Source organism: Slackia piriformis YIT 12062 (assembly GCF_000296445.1).
GTDB classification, from domain to species: domain Bacteria; phylum Actinomycetota; class Coriobacteriia; order Coriobacteriales; family Eggerthellaceae; genus Slackia; species Slackia piriformis.
Genome location: NZ_JH815198.1, coordinates 1,764,876 through 1,789,594, shown reverse-complemented (window position 1 = coordinate 1,789,594; position 24,719 = coordinate 1,764,876). Strand labels below are relative to the sequence as shown.

Genomic DNA, 24,719 nt, shown 5'->3' with positions numbered 1-24,719 from the left:
TCGCGGCGCAAGGCTTTCTAAGGCCATGCGCCGTTCGTCGCTTCCCCTCTTTCGCGGCGCAAGGTGATTTTGAATAAAATACAATTATGAACTGGGAAAATGCAAAGATTACCCTGGCAGGGTAATAGCCAATAATGCGTTTTACCCCCACACTGCCGTCAAGGTTTCAGTTGAATCAGACACGGACAGGAGGGGGACATGACCGAGCAGGACAAGCAGGGCGCTTTCGGCGGCGAGGCCGAAAGCGGTCGCGTTTCCGATACGCAGCATACGTCGCAGCCTGCGGCCAAGATGACCCGAAAGAACAAATTGATCGTCGTGGGAGTGGTCGCGGCGGTGCTCGTGGCGGCGGGCGCGGGATTTTGGGTGTGGCACGAGCAGCCCAGCTTCTGCAATGCCATTTGCCACAGCCCCATGGACAAGTATGTCGAAACCTATTATGGAGGCGATCCGGGCAAGCTTGTGACCGCTCACGCCGAAGCGGGAGACGCATGTCTCGACTGCCATGAGGCGGAAATCACCACGCAGGTTTCCGAGGTCATGGCGTGGGTTTCCGACAGTTATCCCATGGGCGAAGACGGCCTGCTTGCCACGGGCAAGGAATTCGCCACCGAAGAGTTCTGCACGAACGGCGACTGCCACAATATGACCGACGTCGTGAACGCCACGTGGGGCTTTGCCGGAAACGACGAGAAGTACAACCCGCATTCCAGCCATCAGGACAACAATCTCGAATGCGGCGATTGCCACAAGGTCCACGAGACCAGCACCCTGTATTGCGCAAAATGCCACGACATGAATCTTCCTGAAGGGTGGGAGGCCACGAATGAATAACGTTGCAGGGATTTCGCGCCGCAACCTCTTCAAGGCTGCCGGCGTCACCGCGATTGCCGCTGCCGCGGCGGGAACGCTTACGGGATGCGGCAAAGGGTATGTAAACGACGCCGAGGACAAGAATCTGACGACTCAGGCTCCTGTAGGACCGAGCTGGCTTGGCTCCGCTCCCGAAATCGCGGAGTCCGATATCACCGAGACGATCGACACCGAAGTCGTCGTGGTGGGATGCCGCACGGGCGGTCTGCCCGCAGTCATCTCTGCGGCCGAAAACGGCGCCAAAGTACTCGGTATCGAGCAGATGAGCGCCATAGCTACGCCGCGCGAGGACTTGGGCGCGATCAACTCCCGTTACCAGCTTGCAGCCTTCGAGGAGTTTCCGCAGTTTGAAATCGACAAGATGGAGGCCATGGAGGATATCGTCCGCTATGCGAACGGCTTCGTGAACTACGACCTCATCAAACTGTGGGCTGACGAATCGGGCGCGATGATCGACTGGATCGCCGATATCGTAGAGCGCAACGGCGAGTTCAAGATGTGGTTCGAGGGCTCCATCGGAACTGAGAATACTGGCGCGCGCGATAAGGCATGGGCAACGGGTCATAGCCCCGAAAAGCTTACTGACGACGAGGCCGTGACGTTTGGCACCTGCCTGCGCGATTATGCGATCGAGCTGGGCGCCGAGTTCCGCTACGACACCATGCTGGTGAAATGCGAACAGAATTCGGACGGCCGCGTGACGGGCGTGATCTGCCAGGATGGAAACGACCTTCATTACATTCGTGTCAATGCCAGCAAGGGCGTTATCCTGGCAACGGGCGGCTATGTATCCAATACTGAGATGGTGGAGGCGCGCCAGGCCTGGAACAACCGACTGAAGATCAACGTCCCTGTGGGCGGCAGCTGCACGGGGGACGGCATCAAGGCGGCCATGTGGTGCGGCGCCTCTATCGACCCGCTGGGTTGTGCCGTCACCTTCAATCGTGCATGCTGCAAGCCCGACGAGGTTGCGGGAAGCGACCTGAAGGGCAAATGGTTCTGGTTTGGCGAGCAGCCGTTCTTGAAGGTGAACCTCAACGGCAAGCGCTTCTGCAACGAAAGCGGCCCGTACGACTATATGCTGCATTCCGCCTACATGCAGCCGTACCATACCTACGTCGACATCTGGGATTCTGATTATGTCGAGCAGGTCAAGCAGCTCAACGAAGTCGGGTGCTGCCGTTTGTACCCATTCGATAACGGCGCGCCGTCCAACATGCCCGTATCGCTGATGGGGAAGAAGTTCGAAGAGCTCGAGGAGGCCGGCTACATCCAGAAGGCCGACACCATGGAAGAGCTTGCCGAAAAGCTGAACCTTCCCGTCGAGGCGACGGTTGAGACGTGGAACCGCTACAACATGTTCGCCGAACAGGGCAAAGACGAAGACTACAACAAGGAGCCTTATCGTCTGATCTCTCTGACTCACCCGCCGTATTACGGCGTGCGCACGGGTTCGTGGTTCCTGGCGACGATTGACGGCATCAGCATCAACACCGACATGCACGCCGTCGACGAGGCCGGCAAGCAGATCGAGGGCTTGTTCATGGTCGGAAACGACTCGGGCGGGTTCTTCTCGGTGAGCTATCCCAACCTTATGACGGGTCTTGCCGCAGGTCGCACGATGACGTTCGGCCGCCGCGCCGGCATGCTGGCCGCTCAGGGCAAATAGCGGCTCGGACGCGTTTGATTGATATTCGGGCTTTTCGGCCGGAGGCGCTGCTTTGTGCGCCTCCGGCGTTCTTGTGTCTGCGGGGTAGGCTACAATGAGTCGCTACGAATATGACGATGGGTGGGGTATGACTGCGTTTATGGATCGCGAGCAAGCGGCCGCACGAGCCGAAAGCGAAAAAGACCCGAGTGGGCTTGCGCGGGGCGACGCTTCGGTCTGTCTTGATTCGAAAGAAAAGGCCGTATTCGTGCGTTCGGCGCTTGCCCTCGCCCTTCTGCTGCTTTCGTCGTCGGCCATGAACACGGCGGTCTTCCCCCTGTTCGACGGCGTTTTCACGTATGCGAGAGATGTGTCCGTGTTCGCGAACGCCGTTTTCCTGGTTGCCGTTGGCCTGTGGGCGTCTTTTTCTCCTGGCCGTCTTCGAGCGAATGCGGCAAATACGTCGGCGTTTGTTCTGTTCCTGATCGGAGGCATCCTGCTTCCTGTTGCCTTGGTTTTGGAAAGCGCTGCGCTTCTGGTTGTGTCGTCATGCGTCCTTGCTGTGGCTCGCGGGTGGGCCTCGCTTTGCGTGGGGCTGTTTCTTTCCCGGCTGTCGGCCGATCGCATTGTCCCTGCGGTGGTTATGGCTTTTCTGGCGTATTGCATTGTCGATATGGCGCTGTGGTTCGTGCCCGGATTTGCGGGGGTGTTCGCGTTCATCGTCTGCGCGCCGGTGGCGCTGGCCCTTTCTCTCAAGGAGTCGCGCGATGTCATGGAGGCGGCCTGTGCGGGCGGGGCGCCTGCGGATATGGCCATCACGCAGCCGTCCTCGTTTTTGCCGTTGGCGGGAACGTTCTTCGTCTGTCTTTTCCTGTTCAGAATTGCTTTTGGCTACTCCCTGCGCTTTTTCGAGCACGGCGGGGTGCCGCTGCCGGGGTTTGTCGGGGCGGTTCCCGTTGTTTTCCTTGCTGCAGCGGTTGTCGTGTTTTCCCGTGGTCGATTCTTGCCCGATTTGGCAACGCAGCTCTCGGTTCTTCTCGTGTTGGCCGGCTTTTTCGTGGCGTCGAGCTTCGGGGCCGCTTCGGCCGAGGTGAGCGTTGGTTTGCTGTCCGCCGGCAACACGCTGTTCGACATGGTTGCATGGAGCGTTCTTGCCGCCGTTGCCATGAGAAATGTTCACGGCTCGATGGCCGTTGTTGCGTGGGGTCGCGGCGTGTCGGGAATCGGCACAATCGTCGGAGCGGCGTTTGGCGTGTGGTCGACAAAGGCCTTCGCGGATAACGAGCACGCGGCAATCCTCGTTGCCGGCGCCTTCGTTCTTTTTTTCGTCGGCTATGCCCTGATAGGGTTGAAGAATTTCAGCTTCGCAGGGGCCATAGAAGGGGTGGTGCCTTTGGTGGAGGAGCCTGAGGCGAAGACCCCCGAGAAAGAGTTCGAAGAACGGTGCGCCGCAATTGGCGATCGCTGCGGCCTTACGCCCCGCGAGCGCGAGGTGTTTGTCATGCTGGCTCGCGGCCGCAACAGGGAGTACATCCAGGAGCAGCTTGTGGTGTCGCGCAATACGGTGAAAGCACACGTGAAGCACGTGTACGCGAAGCTTGGGATTCATACGCACCAAGAGCTTCTGGACATGGTGGAGGGTAATTGGCTCTGATGGGCGTCTCGGGCTTTTGGCTTGGTTCGGGCGAACGTCTGCATTCGGGCCGCTTGCTCCGCATTCTCGCTGTTGTGAGAATGCCCCTTGCTACTACGGCGCTTTAGCGTACAATAGCGATATGACTCTGTGTGGACATATCTTTCCTTTCGAAGCCGCGCGCACTGCGACGGCTGGTCGATGGCTTTAGCTTCAAGCCTCGTTCGCGAGCTTGAAGCGCCCTCTTTTCCGTCTCTTTCTGGAATCGCGCCTTCTTTAACACGGCTGTTTCGCGGGCTTTGCTGCGCCGCGTTTCTTATGTAACGGCTGAAAACTGCGCGGTTTCGCATTTGCCAAACGAAAGGATTCGATATGCAATTCACCGCCGAACAATTCGATCTTCTCAAAAAGCAGCTGAACGGACTGAAGGAGCGGTCGCCTTTCTACGCCCGTAAGTTCGAGGGCATTGATATGGCCGACGTCCAAACCCAGGCGGACTTCGAGAAGCTTCCCTTCTCGGAAAAGGCCGATTTGCGTGAAGCGTATCCGCTGGGGATCCAGGCGGTTCCCGACGAAGAGGTGGTGCGCATCCATTCTTCAAGCGGAACCACGGGCACGCCGGTCATCATCCCTTACACCCAGCAGGACGTGCTTGATTGGGCGGAGATGTTCGCTCGCTGCTACGAGACCGCGGGCATTACCAATAAAGACCGCATTCAAATCACGCCGGGTTACGGTTTGTGGACGGCCGGCATTGGCTTTCAGCTCGGCGCCGAACGTCTGGGAGCCATGGCCATTCCCATGGGCCCTGGCAACACCGAGAAGCAACTCAAGATGATGCAGGATCTGGGAAGCACGGTCATCACGGCCACGAGCTCGTATGCGCTGCTGCTTGCCGAGGAAATAAACAAACGCGGCTTGCGCGATCAGCTAAAGCTGAAGAAGGGCGTCATCGGGTCCGAGCGCTGGGGAGACAAGATGCGCGCTCGCATCTCCGATGAGCTGGGCGTGGAAATCTTCGACATCTATGGCCTTACGGAAATATACGGCCCGGGCATCGGCATTTCGTGCTCGGCGCATAGCGGCATGCATATCTGGAGCGATTTCATCTACGCGGAGGTCATCGACCCGAAGACGGGCGAAGTGTTGCCCGACGGCGAGGTAGGAGAGCTGGTGCTCACCACGCTGCGCAAGCAGGGTGCGCCGCTTATCCGCTACCGCACGCACGACCTTACGCGCATCATCCCGGGCGATTGTCCATGCGGCCTGAATCATCCGCGCATCGATACGCTGGTGGGTCGTACCGACGATATGGTGAAGGTGAAGGGGTGCAATATGTTCCCCGCGCAGATAGAAGAAGTCATCAAATTCACCGAAGGTACCAGTTCGGAGTATCAGGTCATGATCGAGGCCATCAACGGTCGCGACGTGCTGACCGTGCTCTTCGAGACGCCGCTCGAAGGCGAGGAGAAGACGCGCTGCGAAGAGCAGCTTGCCGCCATCTTCAAGGCGAAGATCGGCTGCACGCCCGAGGCGAAGGGCGTGCCCATGGGAGAGCTTCCTCGTTCGGAGAAAAAGACCAAGCGCATCTTCGACAGTCGTTACTAAACGAACGGGTCGCCGGGGGACAAACTCGGCGACCCGTTGCTTTTCGTGCGAAGTCGCTATAAGGGCGCGCCGGGCTCTTGCTTGCCTTCCTGTTCGTCTTTAAGGGCTCGCGGGTCGAAGGAATCAACCAGGTCCGCCAGTTCTTGCTTGCGGTGTATGTCGAGCTTCGTGTAGATGCGCTTGCTGTGCGTTCGGATGGTGTTTTCTGAAACGAGAAGCGTTTCTGCAATGCGGGCCACGGTATTGCCGCGCGCGATAAGCTCCATGACCTCCGCTTCGCGGTCCGAGAGCTTGTAGTGCTTCTTTACAAGGGCGCATTGCTTAGAAACGCGGTCTTGATAGCCGCGGCCCTCGATTTTGTCCTCTGCGCTTGCGCTCGGTCGCTTGCGTTTTGCAGGGGCCGCCGCTGTAGGAATGAGTTCGATGCGTTCGGCGCGTGCACGGTTTGGCGAGAGAGCCTGTTTGAAGCCTCCTTGTCCAATGAAGTACACAAGGGCAAGGAGGTATACGGAAAGCAGCGCTATGGACGTAAGAGGCTGCAGACCCAGTTCGCTGAGGCCTCCGACGAAAATCCCCATGATATAGCCGACGTCGTGGAGCATGTACACGATTCCGCCGAAGAATCCGTAGATGAAGACAGGATTGATGCCGCGCTCCCTCGACGCCTGGGCGCATTGGATCATCATGAGGATGATTGCGCAGTCATACAGCGCATACAAAGCGCCGGCGAAGGGCGCTACGTAGTCTTTGCCCAAGAAGGGAAGAAGCACGAATGCGCTGATGACGAAAGGAAACAGCACGCGGAAGGCGGAGGAGACGCTAAGCTGGAGGGATTTCCTTTGCCAGGTAGCGGCAAACGCTATACCCGCGATAAACATGCTTGCCATGGAGAAGATGTTCACATTGGCGCCGACTTCGGGGGTCTCTACGGCGATGGAACGGATGACGCCGCATGAAAGCGCGAACGCACCGATGCAGAAGGCGCTACGCCAGTAGTCCTTGATCGCTTGGAGATAAATACCCGGATGCTCGCGCGGAAGGTCTTCGAACATGGGCTGGTTTAAATCCGTATTGCGGCTTGTGACAAGGATGGCAAGCGCGAACAGGGGCATGAAGACAAGGGGAATGAGGAATACCGTTACGGCGATGGGAATGATGTAGAGCGCGAAGTATATGATGGGCGCGAACAGCGTTGCCATGATGAGGTCGCGATTGCCCACCTCGGGTTTTTGCGATGCGAACAAACGCTGCCATGCCATGTAGAACCCGGCCGATCCGAACCCTATGAGAGCGCCGCCGGCTATGGCGAGCTTGAGCGCTTCGTCGTCGATGTAAACGGCGGCTATAAGGCAGCACCATCCCAGAAAGTACGGTAACCCCGCCGCCCATACAAGGAATTTGCGCGCGGGTCCGGGAAGAAAATAGACGCCCAGGGTGCTTGCGAAATAGCTGACGGCGAAGATGAGTGACTGCGCAAGGAAGAAGGACACGACGAAGGTTTGCGTCTGTATCTCCATGGGAAGAAACGGAAAGACCCCTCCCCAGACTGCCGTTGCGTTCACGGCGAGAAAGAGGGCGTAGCCCAGGTTGCTCGCGTTGGGAAGATACTGAGAATATCGCTTTGAAAGAGACACGGCGCGTCCTGTTCGTCGTTGAAATCCGATAGGCGAAGTCTAGCTAAATCGTTCACGCGCCAAGGCGCGTGTGAGCGCGATTTTAGGCAAATATGTGACATTTTACGAATGAATGACGTTAAATGACATGTTGTATGTGACATCACACGGCGCTTTTCGGGGGCATACTCGAGGAGTGTTTTCGCCGGTTTCGAGCAGGATGCAAAGGCGGGAAGCGAGTTCGTCTTTCAATCCTGCGCCGCCACGTTTTGCTTGCAGGCTCGTGATGCGAAGTCGTGCTGTTGCTGCGAGTCTCGTTGCGGCTTTGCGCGAAGTCCGGTGTTGTATCGAGGTTTGGAAAAAGGGGGAGAAATGTCCACGAACACGCATGCCGTGAGCCGTCGTTCGTTCTTGAAGACGACGGGCGCTCTTGGCGCTCTGGCCGTGGCCGCCGGCGGCGCTGCGAGCGCCGATGCCATGTTTGGCGAGGTTCCTGCTGCGTTTGCTGACGCGCAGGAGAAGATCACCTGGGGCCATTGTGCAATCAATTGCCCGGGTCGATGCTCGCTGAAGTTTCATGTGAAAGACGACGAGGTTGCCTGGGTCGACACCTTCACAAGCAAGGATGCCGGTTTCGACGACCCCCAGCCGCGCGCTTGCCTGCGCGGTCGCACGTATCGTCGCTGGCTGGCGCACCCCGATCGCTTGAGCTATCCCATGAAGCGCGTCGGCAAGCGCGGCGAGGGCAAATTCGAGCGCATCAGCTGGGAGGAGGCCATCGACACGGCCGCTTCCAAGCTCAAGGAGGTCATTGACACCTATGGCAACGAAGCCGTGTACGTTCCGTATGCCACGGGCGTTTCTGCTTCTACCTCTCGTCCGTTCAACCGCATGCTCAGCTTGGTCGGCGGATACCTGAACTTCTATAACAGCTATTCCACGGCACAGATTTCCTGCATCACTCCGTATATGTATGGCAGCAAGCAGTCCAGTGGTTCCACGCTTTCAACCGCTGAAGATGCCGAACTCATTCTGCTGTTTGGCTCGAGCCCCGTGGAGACGCGCCAGGGCGGCGCGGTATCGCATTATGACTGGGCTCATTTGCGTGAGAAGACCAATGCGAAAATCTATATCATCGACCCTCGCATGAACGATTCAGTCATGGGTCATTCTGATACGTGGCTGCCGATCAACCCCGGCACCGATGCGGCGCTTGTTGCGGGTATCGCTCACTACCTGATCGAGCACGACATGGTCGATCTAGACTTTTTGCACACCTACTGCGTGGGCTATGACGAAGAGACCATGCCTGAGGCGTATAAGGGAAAGAACCTTTCCTACTACGACTACATCATGGGTGCGGGCTACGATAAGGTCGAAAAGACCCCTGCATGGGCCGCGAAGATCACGGGCATTCCCGTGGAGACCATCGAAAAGCTCGCATACGAAGTGGGCACCACCAAGCCGCTGTACGTGAATCAGGGCTGGGGTCCGCAGCGCCGCTCGAACGGCGAGTGGACTTCGTGGGCCATCATGGCGTTGCCGTGTCTGGTCGGCCAGATTGGCCTTGAGGGCACCAGCAACGGCACGCGCGAGGGCTCCAATTCCATTTCCTTGTCGAGCCTTCCCAAGGGCACCAACCCCGTGAAGAAGAGCATCCCGTGCTTCCTGTTCACCGACGCTATCGACCACGGTCCCGAGATGACGGCGAAAAACGCCGGCGTTAAGGGCGGCGACAAGCTGGAAGTGGGCATCAAGTACATGATTAACTATGCTGGCAACTGTCTCACCAACCAGCATTCCGACATCAATAAGGCCCACGACATCCTTTCCGATGAAAGCAAGTGCGAATTCATCCTGGGCGTCGATACCGTTATGTGCGACTCCTTGAAATATGCCGACATCATTCTGCCCGACCTCTTCCGCTTCGAGCAGGTTTCCATGATTGGCACCGGTGGCGATAACGCCTACATGATTGCAGGCCAGCCGTGCACTTCTCCGAAGTTCGAGCGCAAGACCGCATACGAGATGGCTACGCTCATGGCCGAAAAGCTTGGCGTGAAAGACGAGTTCACCGAAGGCAAGACCGAGGAGGAATGGATCGTCGAGCTGTATGAGCAGTCTCGTGAGAAAGATCCCGAGCTGCCGACGTATGAACAGGCCATGGAGCAAGGTGTGTACGTTCGCCCCGGCAAAAAGAAAGTCTCCATGGAGAAATTCCGCACCGACCCTGTGGCCAATGCGCTCGACACCCCTTCGGGCAAGATCGAAATTTTCTCCGAAAAGCTGCTTCAGTTCACCGATGGCTGGGAGCTTCAGGACGGAGACACGCTTGCAGGCATGGATACGCTGCCCGCCATTCCCGTGTACATTCCCGAGTGGTTCGGCGTTGAGTCCACCACCGAGGAGTTCCCTCTTGCTTTGACCGGATTCCATTATCGCGGTCGCATCCACTCCTCCTGGGGCTTTATCGAGGACCTCAAAGAGGTCAATCCTCAGGAAGCCTGGATTAACCCGCTGGATGCGCAGGAGCGCGGCATCTCCCAGGGCGACACGATTCGCGTGAAAAACCAGTTCGGCGTCATCGAGCTTCTGGCCAAGGTCACGCCGCGTGTGGTTCCCGGCACGGTCGCGGTGTCTCAGGGCGCATGGCATGATGCCGACATGTTCGGCGACGCCGAGCGTGTGGATAAGGGCGGCAGCATCAACACGCTTACCACCCAGCGTCCTTCTCCGCTGTCGAAGGGCAACCCGCAGCACACCAATATCTGCCAGGTCGAAAAGGTTTCCGCGTAAGCGGGCCGTGTGACGAGGAAGGATTGAGATATGACTCAGTATGCGTTCCACTTCGACGCGACGCGCTGCACCGGCTGCAAGACCTGTGAGTTTTCCTGCAAGGACTACAAGGACCTCGGCCTGGGCGTTGCATACCGTAAGGTGTATGAATGCGCAGGCGGCGAAACGCTGCGCGATGCCGACGGTTGCTTCAAGACGACGTGCTTCAGCTACCCGGTTTCCATTTCGTGCAATCACTGCGACAACCCGGCCTGCACGGAGGTGTGCCCCACGGGCGCTATGCATAAAGACGAAGATACCGGACTTGTGAGCGTCGACGAAGGCAAGTGCATCGGCTGCGGATACTGCCACATGGCCTGTCCGTACAATTCCCCGAAGGTCGATCGCGAAAAGGGCCATTCGGTCAAATGCGACGGCTGTGCGGAGCGCATTGCCGCCGGCGAAAGCCCTGTATGCGTAGAGGCCTGCCCGGCGCGCGCCCTTGCGTTCGGCACGGTCGAAGACATGGAGAAGCTCGGTGAACGTGCGAACATCGCTCCGTTGCCGGAGGCTTCGCTGACCACCCCGAACCTGTTTGTAAAGGCGTGCGCCGACGCGCAGCCTTCCGACAGCCGCGCAGGCAAGATTGTGAACCCCTTGGAGGTGCTCTAACATGGAAACCGCTTTGAACGAATTGCCTTTGGCGATTTTCACGACGCTTGCACCGATGGGCGCGGGCGCGTTCGCCGTCCTTGCTGCGGCTTTTTGCACCATGAACCTCGATGACGTCAAGATCAAGGCCATCGACCGCTTTTCCCTCATCCCCCTCGGTTTGATCGCGGTCGGCTTCATCGCCTCGTTCTTCCACCTTGCGTCGCCCCTGAAGGCCTACGGTGTCTTTTCGGGAATCGGCCATTCTCCGCTTTCTAACGAAATCGCGGTCGGTATGGTCTTTTTCGTCGCCGCCATCGTGTACGTGGCGCTTGGGTTTGCCGGCAAGCTCTCTGCTTCCGCCCGTAAACCTTTCGCCCTGGTTGTCGCCGTGCTGGCACTGGTGTTCTCTCTGTTTACCGGTCTTGCCTACATGATGCCCACCATTCCCTCCTGGGATTCTCCCCTCGTTTCCCTCGAGATGGTCGGTTCTGCTCTTCTTGGCGGCGCCCTGCTGGCGCTGGTGGTGCTTGCTTTGGCGAAAGCGTTCGACGGCGTTGACGGCCATGTGATGAAGTCCGTGGCGTTTTTGGCGGGCGTGATCGGTTTCGTCGCCGTTGCCGTTGCTCTGGTCGGTCACTTCGACATGCTCGGCGAGCTGTGGAGCCCCGCTGTTGCAGGCGTTTCTCTGGCCGAGGCCGTCGTGCCGTTTTTGTGGGCGGCTGCGGTATGCGGCGTCGTCGGCGTTGCATGCCTGGGCGTTGCCTCTTTTGGCAAGAGCGTCCTGGTTCCCGCCGGTGTTGGCGCAGTTGCTTCGCTGGTCGGTATTTTCCTGGTCCGATTCGCATTTTATGCGGTTTGGATGTCCATAGGCCTGTAAGAAAGGCTGTATGATGCGAAGGGGCGGCTCCATCGTCGCCCCTTTATTTTTTGGCGCATTGCGCGAAAGGATGCTTCAAATATGTTCGACCGTTACGACGAGGTGGCTTTTGTGGGCGCGACCCTCGGCCCGCTTTTCGCCACCGACCCCGCCGATGCTTCTTCTGCGTGCCACGTGGCGACATTCGCCGCATTGGATGTGGATGCGGCTGCTGCGGAGTGGCCCTTTGTCGCCGAAGAGCGTGCGCGCAAGTCGCTCGCAGCTATGCGCGAAGGCGCGGAAGACGCCGATAGCGAAGCGTTGGTTTGGGAATATCGCAGGCTTTTCGTGGGACCTGGCGCCATGCCCGTGCCGCCCTGGGGCTCCGTGTATACGGACCGGGAATGCGTGGTTTTCGGCGAGGCCACGTTGGCTCTGCGCTCGTGGATGAGGCGAAACGGCATTGCTCGCCAAGGAGCTGAAAAGACCCCCGAAGACCATATAGGCCTTATGTTGCTGCTTATGGCGTGGATTGCGGGCCATAAGCCTGAACTGCTTGAAGAATATCTTCGAGACCATCTTTTGACATGGTCCTCTCATATGCTCGAAGAGCTCGAGGGCGCGGCGCAGCATCCGTTCTATCGCGGCTTGGCGCAGTTGACGAGGGAGTCGCTTGAAGGTATTGCCGCCGAGATGGGCATTCAGGTGGAGTACCCGAGGTTCTATCGATAGGAGCAGGTATGTCTCTTGGGTTCAGCATGGCCCTTGATGAGATTACGCTGGTGCTATTCACCACGCTTGCTCCGACGGGTGCCATGGCATGCGTGATTATGGCGGCAGTGCTGGTTTTCGCCCCGTTGGGAGAGTCCGAACGCACGCGCGTCAATCGTGCGCTGTGCATTCCTCTCATAGTGGCCATGGTGGGTCTCATTGCTTCGGCAACCCATCTGGGAAGTCCCGCAAACGCGCTCTACGTGCTTCTTGGCGTGGGGCGCTCTCCTTTGTCGAACGAGGTTTTTTGCGCGGGTCTGTTTTTGGCCTCTTGCGGGCTGTACTGGCTGTTTTGCTTCACGGAGAAGCAGTACGTGCGCGTGCAAAAGGCGTGGTGCGCTGCCGTCGCGCTCGCCGGCCTTGTGTGCATCGGAGCCATAGCCATGGCGTATGACGCCTCGACCATTGTTACGTGGCACACCTGGCACGTTCCGCTCAACGTGTGGTTTTCTGCTTTTGCGGGAGGCCCCTTGCTTGCCATGCTGGGATTGCGTGCTGCTCGCGCCGTGTGCCTGCATACGAAGGCGAGCGGTATCCTCGTTGCCGGATCTCTTATCGCCCTGGTTGCGAACGTGGCGTGTCTTGTTATGCAGAACGCAAGCCTCGGAGGCATGTGGAACGGCTACGGCACAGCACTCGATCTGGTGCCCATGTATCCCGCTATGATCGCCTGGTATGCGGTCGCGGGCCTTACGGCTATCGGCTGTGCGGCATGGCCTTTGCGCGGTCGCGATCTTCCGAGCGTAGCGCGCCTGACGCTGTGCTGTGCGCTGTTTTTCGCCGGACTTTTTGTGGTTCGCTTCGGCTTCTACATGATGCACATGACGTACGGTTTGGGCGTGTAGCCTTATCGGATGTTGTCGAAGTAATCGCGAAACTCCACGCTATGCCGGCTTTGGGGACACATGAAGCGGTGCGCTGCCAAGAAGTACTCGTCGGTCATGCTTGCCAGGTAGTCGACGGCAACTTGGTGAGGAGATTCTGCGCGATAGGGCCGTTCGTCTTCGTAAAGGTTCCTCTGGCGTTCGATGCGTTCGATGAAATGCTTGAACACCGGTGCGCTTTCGTCGTGCGCAGCCAGGTTAGACAGGATCGTCTCGTAAAGCTCCTCGAACATGGGCGTGATTTCGTTTTCATAGGTTTCGGCCTGCTTGTCGGAAAGATAGATACGCTCGTAGTTTTCAGCCTTGGCGGTTTTCAGACTGCGAAACGCCTCTTCGCTCATGGCTATGCGATCGCGCATATAGCTGTGCTCCACGATATCCACCGTGAGGTTGTTGATGATTTCGGCATTTTGCACTCCCAGCACGCCGCCCGAAAATGATTCGTCTGTGGCTATGGAACCGACGCCCATGGCGTCTTGGCGGTCTTTGCCCACGTAGGCGATCATGTCGGAAATGCGCACCACGCATCCTTCCAGCGTGGAGGGTCGCAGGCTAGCTATGGTTTGCTCGTCTACGTAGCATGATTCCAGCAGGTCATCGAACGCATCGAAGTCGCGCGTTTTCCCTAGAAGAAACTCGCGCTGGCTGCTTTCCCCGTTGTGGCAGAGGATGCCGTCGAGGACTTGCAGCGTGACGTTGCGGGCGTACAGGGAGTCGAGCACGCGCACGGAGTGCACGTTATGGTTGAAGAAGCGCCCCGTATCGGCGTGGTAGAGGCCGTTGAGAATGCGTTCCCCCACATGGCCGAAGGGGGTGTGACCCAAATCGTGCCCGAGAGCTATGGCTTCGGTGAGGTCTTCGTTCAGGCCGAGCATGCGCGAAATGGTGCGCGCCGTGCGGGCAACCAGCTGCACATGCAGCCCGCGACGGCTTATGTCGTCGTTGCGCACGAAGCTGAATACCTGGGTTTTTCCCGCGTAGCGGTTGTAGGGCGCCACGTGCAGTATTTTGTCAATATCGCGCACGAAGGCGGGACGGTGTAGCCGGGGCGACGTATCGCGGCGGGGATTGCGGCGAAGGGCCTGCGCCTCGTTTGTGCGATAGGGGTTGGTGCGGCCTTCGGCGCGGTCTTCTTCGTAGCGCTCGATGAATTCTTTGCTGAAATTACAGTATGCCATGGCTGCTTCTTTCGGACTGTTGTGCGAGGCGGGTTGGTTGCGAATCGCAGAAATGGGCGGCCGCGCTCGTGCGGGGTGGCGCGGACTATCGATGCAAGTATAAGGCTCGGTTGTCTGTGGCCTTCCATTCTTTTCGCTGTGTTTTGCTGCAGTGGTGCCGCGAAAAGAATTTGCGTGGCACCACGATCGCGACGAAAAGATAATTGCCACATGACTTGTGACGAGGTTCGGAGAAGGACCCCTTCGTCTCGCGCGACGAAGGGGTCGGAAAAGCAGCAAGCAAAGCAGGGTTGGGCCCGCAGAGGGAGGGGGGATGCGGGCCCGGGATGAGTGTCGTTAGATGGCGCGACCTGCCAGGTTGCCGGTGAAAATAGCATCGGCGATGTTGTAGGGCTCTGCGCAATCGCCAACAGCGTACGTCTCTCCAACGGAGATTCCGTCAAGCAGCGACGAATTGGGCAGCATGTCCATGGCTTCGATTACGGTATCGCATGCGATGGATTCGGTTGCTCCGGCCTCGCTTGTTATGGTGACGGCTCCATCTCCTATTTCGTTGATGGTCGCATTCGGCCACAGCCTCATGCCTCGTGCGTAAAGCATGGGCATGACAAACGTTTTGACCCAATTGGATTGTCCCTTGTCGACTTTTTCGATGGGGTCCGGCGTCACCATTGAAACGCGCTTGCCCTGGGCCTGCAGATTCAAGGCGGCGTCAATTGCCTGAGCGTTGCTTCCGACGATTACTACGTTTTCCCCTATGGTTGCCGTTAGGAAATCCTCGATAGCAACGATGCTGGTCTTTTCTGTCCCTTCCATTCCCAGGGTATCGCGCAGACCACCGCATGCGAGGACGAGCGCATCGGGCTTTTCGCTTTCGATAAACGCGGCGTCGACTTCGTGCTCGGTTACGAGCTTTACTCCGCTAACCTCAAGCTGTTTTTCCATATAAGACCGCAGAGCATCAAGGTTCTCGTGGGGCCCTTTGACCGTTGAAGCGAATTCCAGCATGCCCCCTACGGAACTCTTCTTTTCGTAAAGGGTTACGTTGTGGCCGCGCAGGGCTGCAATGCGTGCGGCTTCCATGCCTGCCGGACCGGCGCCAACGACCATGACGTTTTTTGTCGTTTCTGCGGCGGGGAGGTCGAATCCTTCGGGCATGCTTTCACGGAATGCATGCTGGGTGCATGCATTGACGCGGCAGTGCTCGTAGGTGTTGCCCTCTTTGTCAACGTCGAAATGGCAATGCATGCACCTGGTGCAGGGGGCAATTTCGTCGAGGCGCCCTTCTTTGAGCTTCGTGACGTATTCGGGGTCAACGGTAAGAGGACGGTTCATGATGAGGAAATCAGCTTTGCCGTCCTTGAGGGCGTTTTCGAAAAAGTCGGGCGCATGCGCCGGGTCCATATAGGTAACAGTTCCAACCGGCACGTTTACGGCTTCTTTGATTTCGGCGGCCACATCAAGCATCATTCCGCAGCCGGAGTGGTTGCCGATTATCTTGCCTTCCCAGTGGCGGGAGAAATCGAATTGCGTACCGTAGCTTGTCGTGCCATCGATGCCGTATCCCGTGAAGTAAAGGTCGCTCGCGAATTCGCATACGTGCTGGCTGGTGGGTCCTAGGCGAACATGGAAGCTGTTGGCGCCTGCCTCCTCCATGAGCTTGCACATAGCCTTATTCTCTGCAACGGTGGTGTAAAGGGCGCTGTCGCCGATTGTTCCGTCGTTTTCCTCTATTCCGTTGATGAGGACTTGGACGGGGAAATCGTTGCCGCATTCCGCTTTAATTGCCTTGATGGTTTCGCAGATGAAACGGGTTCTGTTTTCGAAGTTCTGAGGGCCGTATTCGTCGTCGCGTGTGTTGCGCATGCGGGAAAGGAACGATTGGCCGATGTTGTTTCCGGCGGCGTTGATTTCGCATGCGTCAAAGCCAAGCTCCTTGAGACGTTTGACGAACGTGACCGTATCCTGCTCGAGCAGCTTAATCTCTTCTTGCGTCATGTCGGCCGCAACTGCAGAGGCAAACGACCCAGAGGCAATTTGCTTCGTGCCGCTGAAATTGATGCCCATGCAGGAAATCTGATATCCGGCGTAGCTGCCTTCTTCGTGAATCGCCTGCACGATTTCCGCCAAAGGCGACTCGTCAATAGGGGTCGATCGAGCGGAAGGGAAATGCTTGTATTTGTCTACGAAGTCCTCAACCCATACCATCTCGACGCCGCCCTTGGCGAAATTGCGATAATATGCGGCGGCTTCTTCGGGGTTTGCTGCCGTATCCGATCCAGCGGCAGATTTGACCATGCGATGCGATAGTTGAAGAGGACCGAAAGACCACGATGAGAACAGCGTCGCAAGGTCTCCCGTGTTTGAGGTGTAGTCGTAGTCTTGGGGATTGAGCCCGTTGTTGACGACCGTCTCCTGGTCGCTAGCATCTCCCGATGAAGGCTTGGCGGCCTGCGTCGGGGCGCATCCCGTCAAGCCTGCGAGCGCGGAAGCCGAAAGCGCCGTTGCTGCCATTCCTCCTAAGAAGTTTCGGCGGGATAGGGCCGGAACCCTTCTTGTATCTGTTGTACCCATGTTCTCTCCCTCCTGTGGATGCTGGTACGTCGATGCCTTAATCCTAGGGAGAAAGCTGCGGGCGCATATCGCATCAACAATGTATTCGGGGCGAATCACATCATTGATGTGGTGGCCTTGTATCCTATAATCGATACCTTGTATGGCATGGGCGTATGTGATGGAGGCTGATATTGTGGTGAAGGGTAGGGGAAGCGCGTCGTCCGTTTCCGCCGTTATGCTTCTTGCATTCGGGATCCTTTCCTTTCGTGTTGCCGCGTGGGTAATTTATCGAAGCGAGCTTGCCTACATCACCAATGACGGATACGTAATCGCTCGGATTTTCCAGATGCTCGTCGTTGTCTTGCTGATGGTCTCTATGAGGAACCGGATTCCGTCAAAGAGGGTTTTCATCGGAGGCATGGTGCTGGCCACTGTGGCCACGGTCGTTGCGAGTGCCGTGGTAATCTTCGGGTCGAACGGAGTGCTGCCCCCTTCTTGGGGAATGGCAGCTTGCGGGCTCCACGGGGCTGCGAGTGCGTTTTTCTTTCTTGGATGGGGAGTGTGTGCGTGCATCGAGCCGCCTTCTAGGTCCGCTTTGTCAATATCCCTCGCATTTGTTCTGTACGGCTTAGTTACCTTGTTTTTGAGCTTCGTTCCTTTAGGGTTTGTAGAGGGAGTGGCGTTGTTGTCCCCCTTGCTCTGCTGCGCGCTTATCGTGATAGCTCTGAAAGGGAGGCTGGAAAAGATACCGTGCGGGCGCGCATCATTGCGTCGAGATTTGGACACGCCGTCGCGGATGCTTCTTGGGGTAATGCTGGCTTGTTGCGTGATATGCGCCGTAGTGGATGTCATGGTGCCAGAGTCGTCCGACCCTTCGCTGTACTCGTTCAACGCATTCTGGCCCGTGCTGTACGCGGTTATTTTCGGCGTGTTTTTCGTCTGGTTCGTTCTGATGAAGAAAAAAGAACCAGATGCGTTATGGCCGATGTTCACGTTCGTTCTTTCGGTGGGACTGTTCGGCTTCTCGTCCTTCTTCTTCATTGACACATTTGTTGCGGGTCAGTTTATGAGGGCGAGCGCTGATTGCATAATCGTGTTCTCGTGGGTTGTCGTGGCGTGCGTGGTATACCGTAAAAAACTTCAACCGATTTTTTATTTCGGTCTTTCAATCATTATCTATTCAAACACGGCTCCGTTTCCGAAAGCCGCCTTTGATGCTTTGTTTCCGCAGGTTGATTTTGGTGCCGGCAGCCTGGTTGCTATTGCGCTCGCATTTGTTATGGCGGTTGCCCTTGTCGGGTGCACCGTCTTTCTTTCCGCAGTGAGAAAGCCTTCCGCATTGCCGAAATCGTCCCAACCTCCGAAAGCGGAATGTTCGAGTCTTGAATGGATGAAAGAATCGTACGGATTGACGTTGAGGGAAATAGAAGTTGTTGACTTGCTGACGCGCGGATACACGATGCCGCAGACGGGCGAGCGGTTGTTCATATCCCATGACACGGTTCGCTCCCATGTGAAAAGCATATACAAAAAGCTTGGCGTTCACAGCAAGGGAGAGCTCATAGATATAGTGGCTCAAGGAGGCGTCAGATAGCCGAAGGTCGCTTGAGTGGTGAAGACGTGCCGTGGGACGCGAATGTTGGATCGCCCCATTGGGTTGCAGGGGATGCGGGGGAAATGGGGCGCTTGATGACGCGGCGCAGGCTTTCGGAGCCGCCGTTGGGGCGGTGGTTGTAGCCGCGTGTGGTGTGCGATTCTGATGCCCGGCCGCCCTTGTGGCCATAAACCTTTTTGATAATGAAAACACCTTGGAGAGAGCTCGCCAAGCGATTCTGGTAGAATCTCGAACGCTGGCGAGTTTTACGCAAGAGCCCGTCCGCTCGTTTTCGTTTTCAAGCCATGCGCCCATAGCGCCTCTATATAGATAGGAACAACGATGTTCGACCAGGAAAAGATCCAGCAAGCAACACGTCTTTTGCTTGAAGGAATCGGCGAGGACCCGCAGCGCGAAGGCCTTCTTGAGACTCCCGCTCGCGTAGCTCGCATGTACGAGGAAATCTGCGGCGGCATGAACCAAGACCCTGCCGAGTACTTGTCCACCACATTCGAGGTGTCTGATGGCGGCATGGTGGTTGAACGCGATATCCCGTTCCATTCCCTGTGCGAGCATCATCTTCTTCCGTTTGTGGGCAAGGCGCATATTGCCTACATGCCAAACGGTCGAGTGACGGGGCTTTCCAAGCTTGCCCGCACGGTGGAGGTGTATGCGCGCCGCCTGCAGCTGCAGGAGCGACTGACCGCGCAGGTCGCCGACGCGCTGATGAAGGAACTCGACGCTAAGGGCGCCCTCGTCATGATCGAGGCGGAGCACATGTGCATGTCCATGCGTGGCGTGCAGAAGCCGGGCACCCAGACGGTGACGCTGGTCAAACGCGGCGTGTTTGAGACCGACTCTCAGCTTGTGGACGATTTCTTCCGCATGGTGCGGAGGTAGCGCGATGAATGCGGCGACGAAGTCCTCGGATAGCGACTGCGCGGCGGATAAGGGCACGGACGCGCTGACGATGCGGCATTTGAATGGCCGCCACGTAGCGGACGAGGGAGCGAGTGCATCGGTGCAGCGCCCGAGCGGCGGATTTGCGGTGGATGCGCGAATGGAGACAGTTGAGGCGGTTCGCTCCCATCCTCTCTATCAAGAACATCTTGCTCGTCTGGCCGAGCTTGAGCGGGACAGGGCGTTTTGCCGGCATGGCATAGGCCACCTGCTTGACACGGCGCGCATCGCTTGGATTTTCAACTTGGAATACAACCTGGGTTTTCGCAAAGAAGTGGTCTACGCCGCCGCATTGATGCACGATATAGGCAAAGACGAACAGTACGAACGCGGCATTCCTCACGAAGAGGCGAGCGCGCGTATCGCGCGTGAAATCCTAGACGACATGGGCGCGGCGTTTGACGAGGCGGAGCGTGACGCGATAGTGACGGCAATACACGAGCACCGTCGACTTCCCGAAGGGGCGTCTCTTTTGGGTACGATGCTCTACGATGCCGACAAGGCTTCGCGCACGTGTTTTGCATGCTCTATGCGTGAGGACTGCTCGTGGTCTTCCGAGAAAATGAACTTGTCGGTACGCGTGTAAGGAGTGGCGTTATGGATTGCATTTGCATCAAGGACCTGCAGGTTCACGCGAACCACGGCGTCTTGCCCGAGGAAAATGCGCTCGGCCAGCGTTTCGTGATTTCTGCGACGCTTTTTGTCGACCTTCGTCGTGCCGGGGAAAGCGACGCCATTGCTGATTCGGTGAACTATGCGGACGTGTGCCACCTGATTGATCGCTATACGCGCGAAAACACGTTTGATCTGCTGGAGCGCTTGGCGCAGGGCCTTTGCGACGAAATACTGGCCGTGCATCCTTTGGTGGAGCGCGTTCGACTTGAGGTGAAAAAGCCGTGGGCGCCGATCGGCCTTCCGTTGGATTATGTTTCAGTATGCATGGAGCGCTCTCGCTAGTGTGGGGCGTTAGCTTTTGGAGGAGCGTCCTCCGCGCTACGTCGCGCCCTTTCTCGAGGCGCTAGCCTTCTCGCAAACCGCAGCCCTCTCCGAGCTTATCCCTTTCACGAGGTTGGCCCTCTCGCGGGGTCGGCCCTTCCACGAGGTTGGCCCCCTCGCGGGGTCGGCCCCCTCGAGAGGCTTAGCTACCCCTCTTGCGACGCTCTCATTTCCTCCTCTACGACTTCCTCAATGGGAATCCGTCGCTTTTTCAGAGGCAAGGCCTCGCTTATCACAATGCCCGCTCCGATGAGCGTAAATCCGATGACCATGAACGTGGTCACAATTTCATGCAGGAACAGAATAGAGAACAGCACGCCGAAGACGCTTTCGGTGGCAAGCAGGAGCGCCGCAGGGGCGGGAGGCACGTGCGCGAGACCGATGTTTTGCAGCGTGAGCGAGAGACAGGATGCGAACAGCGCCAGGTAGAGAATGCTGCCCAGCAGTTCGGGATTGCCAAGGGCCGCGGTATCGAGGGGCCCGTCAATCGCGAATGCTATGGCAGATCCGAGGATTCCCGCCACTATGAACTGCACGACGGTAAGGGTGATCGGGTCGCGTCCTACGGAAAGCTTTGCCATGAACGCAATATGCAAGCCCACGAACAGTGCGGAAAGCAGCGTGATGGCTTCTCCGAAGCCGAACGAGAACGACTCGAAGCCGTCGGCAAACGAGACGAATCCGACGCCGACCACGCAGAGCGCCATAGCCACGATGTTGTAAATCGTGGGCTTGATGCGTGAGATGGCCCAGGCAAGAAACGGCACAAAGGCACAATAGGTTCCGGTGAGAAACGCACTCTTCGCTGCCGTGGTGTCGGTAAGGCCCGCGGTGTTGAACACAAACTGTGCAGCGACGAACAGGCCAAGGAATGCGCCCGCCCCCAAGGTGTCTCTGTCAAGGTTTTTGCGGACGCTTTTCCAGCATGCGATAGCAAGCACGACGCCTGCTATGGAGAATCGCAGGCCCACAAGCCACAGAGGAGAGAACGTATCCACGGCGTCTTTGATGACGACGGTACCAAGCCCCCAAATGGCTGCAGCAAGCACCAGCATGCATTTATATACCCACAGCGGGATATGACGATGCTGACGTTTTTTCGGCCGATGGGCGGTGCTGCCCGCATCCTCCCGAAGACACGCTTTATTGGCGGCGTGTTCTGTTATGCGCGGGGCGTTGTCTTGAGGGGGCTCCGAATTGGGGCATGCCACATTGGCAGGGTGTCCTGCTGCACGCAGTGCATCGACCCCTTCGGGGGCAACGATTCGATTGGTATGTACGGCGTCTTTGTTCATGGCGCCATCGTATCGAAGGATGCACGGTTCGTCTATGGGCTGCTTCGCCCGAAGTTTCGCGTTTCTCGCGGTCCTTCCGTCCCCCTTGGTCAAAGAGGTTGCGTATGGGGAAGATTTGCGGTGGTTTCGTCGTTCCGTGGTCAAAGAGGGTCTGTATGGGGAAAGTCGCAAACCGTTCACAGACCGAAAAGCGCCGTTCGCGGAGCATGGAAGGGAAGATGCGGAACGTTTTCCGAAAAGGTGAAGGCTCGATTTACGAAGTTCCAGGTCAGAAGGTTGCGAATTGTAGGCCTCTTTTGCATCGTGCTGCCGCTCTTCTCCATATTCACCCCATTTGACCACGGGCGGCTCGCGACGTCGTTCGTTTTCCCCATATTGATGCTGTTTGGCCAAGACTCGCGTACCGTGCGCAGACGCGACGTGCCATGCCGCGCGTTGCGCCACATGTGTGGCATGGCACGCGATGCGGGCGCGTGAAGCGCCGAAAGCGAGATCCGAGCCAGGGTTTGACGTGTTGACCGGGCCTTGAATCTGGCACGTCCAGCAGGAGCTGGGCGTCAGCTTGCGATGAATGGCTGCCTCCGAATTATCATGCATGGCGATAATTGCACCCAAAAAAGAAAACGCGACCAAAGGGTCGCGTTTTCAAAATGAAGCATAATGTGCGGCACGAAGGAGCAAGCGGAGTTAGGACTTGGAGGTTTCCTCTGGATCGGTTACGCCGGCGTTGCCGTTTCCGTTTCCAGAACCATCAGAATTGTCGTTGCCGTTTCCGTTTCCAGAACCATCAGAATTGTCGTTGCCATTCCCGTTGCCATTGCCGCCGTTTGACGAGGGGCCCGTGGATACCGTGATGGTGATCGTGTCGCCTTTCTTGCCGGTACCGGTCTGGCTTTGGCTGATGACCGTTCCTTTTTCGACGGAATTGCTCGAGGTTTCAGAGACGTTGTAGCGGAACCCTGCTTCCGCAAGCGCGCTTTGCGCCTGAGATTGGGTCATGCCTACAACGTTCGGGATGTTGATGGCCTTCTTATCGGGGTCTTGCCCCTTCGAAACGGTGATGGTGACCGTTTCTCCCTTGCCGAGCTTGCCGCCATTAGGGGTCTGACTCATGACCTCGCCCTCGGCGTATTCGTCGCTGTAGCTACCCGTGGCGACGCTTACCGTGAAGCCCGCCTTCTCAAGAGTGCTCTTGGCGCTTGCCTGGTCGTAGCCCACGACGTTGGGAACCTCGATATCTTCGGGGCCGGTGGAGATCCAGTATTTGACCGTGGTGCCCTTGTCAGCCTCTTTGCCTGCTGCGGGATCTTGCTTGCTTACCGTGTCGGCATCGGCTTCGGAGACTTCGTTGCCTGCGTATTGCGGCGTGTATCCAGCGTCTTTAATGGCCTTTTCCGCCTGTTCGGCCGTCATGCCGCTCAGGTCGGGAATGCTGCCCTTCTCCACGCCCTTTGAGATGACAATGTTGACCTTGCCACCTTTCTCGAGCGCGCTGTCTGCCTCGGGGTCCTGCTTGCACACGCGTCCTGCAACAACGTCGGCGCTGTATTCCTCAGTCACGTCTCCGACGACATAGCCTGCGGCCTCGATCGCCTGTACGGCTGAATCTTGCGTTTGGCCCACGACGTTGGGCACTTTGGCCTCGCCGCCACCAAGCAATGCCATGGCAACGGCTGCGATGGCGATGATGCCCGCAATGAGACCGACGACGATGCCGACGGTCTTCTTGCGCGACTTTTTCTCCGAATCGTCGTCCATGCGGAAGTTCGTTGCCTGCTGCATGGGGCCAGAGTTGCCCGGGGTAAGCGGCTGCATGACCGCCGTGCCTCCCTCGGTACCCATGACCGCGGGAGCGGCGCCCATGACGCTGGTCGGTGCCGAGGCCGCGCTTGCGCCTGCAAGGTTGAGCGGACGGCCCATGAGGAAGTCATCCAGGGCGTGCTTCATATCGCGCACGGTCTGGAAGCGGTTGGCGGGGTTTTTCTCCATGGCCTTCATGATGATGGCCTCAAGGTCGGGGCTGATGTCGGGCTTCACTTGGCTCGGCGGCAGCGGCGCCTCGTTGACCTGGCGCATGGCGACGCTCACGGCATCGGGGCCGTCAAAGGGGAGCTGCCCGGTTGCGGCTTCGTAGAGCACGCAGCCGAGGGAGTACATGTCGCTTGCGCCGTCGAGCTCTTTGCCCTGAGCCTGCTCGGGAGAGATATAGTGGGCGGTACCGAGCACGCTGGAGGTCTTGGCTTTCACGCTGTTTTTGGCGCGCGCGATGCCGAAGTCCATGACCTTCACGTTGCCGTCGGGCTGCACCATGATGTTTTGCGGCTTGATGTCGCGGTGCATGATGTCTTGGCCGTGGGCGACGGAAAGCGCCTGACAGACCTGGCTGCCGATTTCAGCCACCTTGCGTTGGTTGATGGCGCCACGTTGCTGAACGGCGGTCTTCAGGTCGGTGCCGCGCACGTATTCCATGACGATGAAATACGTACCGCCATCCTGGCCCCAGTCGTATACGTTGACGATGTAGGGGCTCTGCAGGTTTGCTGCCGAAGCTGCTTCCTGTTTGAAGCGGGCGGTGAATTCGGGGTCTGCTGCATATTGCGGCAGCATGACCTTAACTGCCACCGTGCGGCCGAGGACCTGGTCTTGTGCTTTATATACCTCGGCCATGCCTCCTATACCGATGCGTTCGGTAATCTTGTACCGCTCGTTGAACACCCTTCCTATCACGTTTCTCTCCTCTATGTCCGTCTCGTTGCCTATTTGCTCCATTTAAACTGTGTTCCGGCTCCGAAGCGCGCATGCGCATGGTGATCGGTAAAACAGCA

The 24,719-nt window shown here is 57.8% G+C and carries 18 protein-coding genes; 13 read left to right on the top strand and 5 right to left on the bottom strand.

Annotated elements, in window-relative coordinates:
* Positions 1-198: 198 nt before the first annotated feature.
* The 4 genes from HMPREF9451_RS07805 (at position 199) to HMPREF9451_RS07790 (ending at position 5,762) form a co-directional block, all read left to right on the top strand.
* The gene (locus tag HMPREF9451_RS07805; protein ID WP_009139763.1) at positions 199-834 is read left to right on the top strand and encodes a cytochrome c3 family protein; all 636 of its coding nucleotides are present in this window, start codon (positions 199-201) and stop codon (positions 832-834) included.
* The gene (locus tag HMPREF9451_RS07800; RefSeq protein ID WP_009139762.1) at positions 827-2,542 is read left to right on the top strand and encodes an FAD-dependent oxidoreductase; all 1,716 of its coding nucleotides are present in this window, start codon (positions 827-829) and stop codon (positions 2,540-2,542) included. Before HMPREF9451_RS07805 ends, HMPREF9451_RS07800 begins: the two co-directional genes overlap by 8 nt.
* 94 nt (positions 2,543-2,636) lie before the next feature.
* Positions 2,637-4,175, top strand: a complete 1,539-nt coding sequence (locus HMPREF9451_RS09525) for a helix-turn-helix domain-containing protein (RefSeq protein WP_009139761.1) — start codon at positions 2,637-2,639, stop codon at positions 4,173-4,175.
* 351 nt (positions 4,176-4,526) lie between these two features.
* Entirely contained in the window at positions 4,527-5,762 is a 1,236-nt protein-coding gene (locus tag HMPREF9451_RS07790) for a phenylacetate--CoA ligase family protein (protein ID WP_009139760.1), read from the top strand.
* Positions 5,763-5,818: 56 nt separating this feature from the next.
* On the opposite strand, the gene HMPREF9451_RS07785 is transcribed toward HMPREF9451_RS07790, so the two are convergent.
* The gene (locus HMPREF9451_RS07785; RefSeq protein ID WP_009139759.1) at positions 5,819-7,396 is read right to left on the bottom strand and encodes a helix-turn-helix transcriptional regulator; all 1,578 of its coding nucleotides are present in this window, start codon (positions 7,394-7,396) and stop codon (positions 5,819-5,821) included.
* A 351-nt stretch (positions 7,397-7,747) separates the two neighbouring features.
* Between HMPREF9451_RS07785 and HMPREF9451_RS07780 the strand changes: the two genes are divergently transcribed.
* The 5 genes from HMPREF9451_RS07780 (at position 7,748) to HMPREF9451_RS07760 (ending at position 13,276) form a co-directional block, all read left to right on the top strand.
* Complete coding sequence (locus HMPREF9451_RS07780; RefSeq protein WP_009139758.1) at positions 7,748-10,171, top strand: DMSO/selenate family reductase complex A subunit; 2,424 nt, start codon at positions 7,748-7,750, stop codon at positions 10,169-10,171.
* 30 nt (positions 10,172-10,201) lie between these two features.
* Positions 10,202-10,822: a 4Fe-4S dicluster domain-containing protein gene (locus tag HMPREF9451_RS07775; RefSeq protein ID WP_009139757.1), complete on the top strand. Its 621-nt coding sequence runs from the start codon at positions 10,202-10,204 to the stop codon at positions 10,820-10,822.
* A 1-nt stretch (position 10,823) separates the two neighbouring features.
* Positions 10,824-11,681 carry a dimethyl sulfoxide reductase anchor subunit family protein gene (locus HMPREF9451_RS09520; protein WP_009139756.1) on the top strand — a complete coding sequence of 286 codons (858 nt, stop codon included), beginning with the start codon at positions 10,824-10,826 and terminating at the stop codon, positions 11,679-11,681.
* Between the two features lie 81 nt (positions 11,682-11,762).
* Complete coding sequence (dmsD, locus tag HMPREF9451_RS07765) at positions 11,763-12,392, top strand: Tat proofreading chaperone DmsD (protein WP_009139755.1); 630 nt, start codon at positions 11,763-11,765, stop codon at positions 12,390-12,392.
* An 8-nt stretch (positions 12,393-12,400) separates the two neighbouring features.
* The gene (locus HMPREF9451_RS07760; RefSeq protein ID WP_009139754.1) at positions 12,401-13,276 is read left to right on the top strand and encodes a dimethyl sulfoxide reductase anchor subunit family protein; all 876 of its coding nucleotides are present in this window, start codon (positions 12,401-12,403) and stop codon (positions 13,274-13,276) included.
* A 2-nt stretch (positions 13,277-13,278) separates the two neighbouring features.
* Here HMPREF9451_RS07760 and HMPREF9451_RS07755 read toward each other — a convergent pair whose 3' ends face one another.
* Together HMPREF9451_RS07755 and HMPREF9451_RS07750 are read right to left on the bottom strand one after the other, a co-directional pair.
* Positions 13,279-14,493, bottom strand: coding sequence for a deoxyguanosinetriphosphate triphosphohydrolase family protein (locus HMPREF9451_RS07755; protein WP_009139753.1), 1,215 nt, complete (start codon positions 14,491-14,493; stop codon positions 13,279-13,281).
* A 336-nt stretch (positions 14,494-14,829) separates the two neighbouring features.
* Complete coding sequence (locus tag HMPREF9451_RS07750; protein ID WP_148508572.1) at positions 14,830-17,007, bottom strand: oxidoreductase; 2,178 nt, start codon at positions 17,005-17,007, stop codon at positions 14,830-14,832.
* A gap of 202 nt (positions 17,008-17,209) precedes the next feature.
* On the opposite strand from HMPREF9451_RS07750, the gene HMPREF9451_RS07745 reads away from it, so the two are divergent.
* The 4 genes from HMPREF9451_RS07745 (at position 17,210) to folB (ending at position 20,560) form a co-directional block, all read left to right on the top strand.
* Entirely contained in the window at positions 17,210-18,643 is a 1,434-nt protein-coding gene (locus tag HMPREF9451_RS07745) for a helix-turn-helix transcriptional regulator (protein WP_083851877.1), read from the top strand.
* A gap of 342 nt (positions 18,644-18,985) precedes the next feature.
* On the top strand, positions 18,986-19,543 hold the full coding sequence (gene folE / locus HMPREF9451_RS07740; protein ID WP_009139750.1) for a GTP cyclohydrolase I FolE: 558 nt from the start codon (positions 18,986-18,988) through the stop codon (positions 19,541-19,543).
* 4 nt (positions 19,544-19,547) lie between these two features.
* Positions 19,548-20,189, top strand: coding sequence for an HD domain-containing protein (locus tag HMPREF9451_RS07735; RefSeq protein WP_009139749.1), 642 nt, complete (start codon positions 19,548-19,550; stop codon positions 20,187-20,189).
* Positions 20,190-20,200: 11 nt separating this feature from the next.
* Positions 20,201-20,560, top strand: a complete 360-nt coding sequence (gene folB, locus HMPREF9451_RS07730) for a dihydroneopterin aldolase (protein ID WP_009139748.1) — start codon at positions 20,201-20,203, stop codon at positions 20,558-20,560.
* Positions 20,561-20,745: 185 nt separating this feature from the next.
* Here the strand turns inward: folB and HMPREF9451_RS07725 are convergent, their stop codons facing one another.
* The gene (locus tag HMPREF9451_RS07725) at positions 20,746-21,894 is read right to left on the bottom strand and encodes a DMT family transporter (RefSeq protein WP_232204102.1); all 1,149 of its coding nucleotides are present in this window, start codon (positions 21,892-21,894) and stop codon (positions 20,746-20,748) included.
* 687 nt (positions 21,895-22,581) lie between these two features.
* Positions 22,582-24,621 carry a Stk1 family PASTA domain-containing Ser/Thr kinase gene (pknB, locus tag HMPREF9451_RS07710; protein ID WP_009139745.1) on the bottom strand — a complete coding sequence of 680 codons (2,040 nt, stop codon included), beginning with the start codon at positions 24,619-24,621 and terminating at the stop codon, positions 22,582-22,584.
* Between the last annotated feature and the right edge of the window lie 98 nt (positions 24,622-24,719).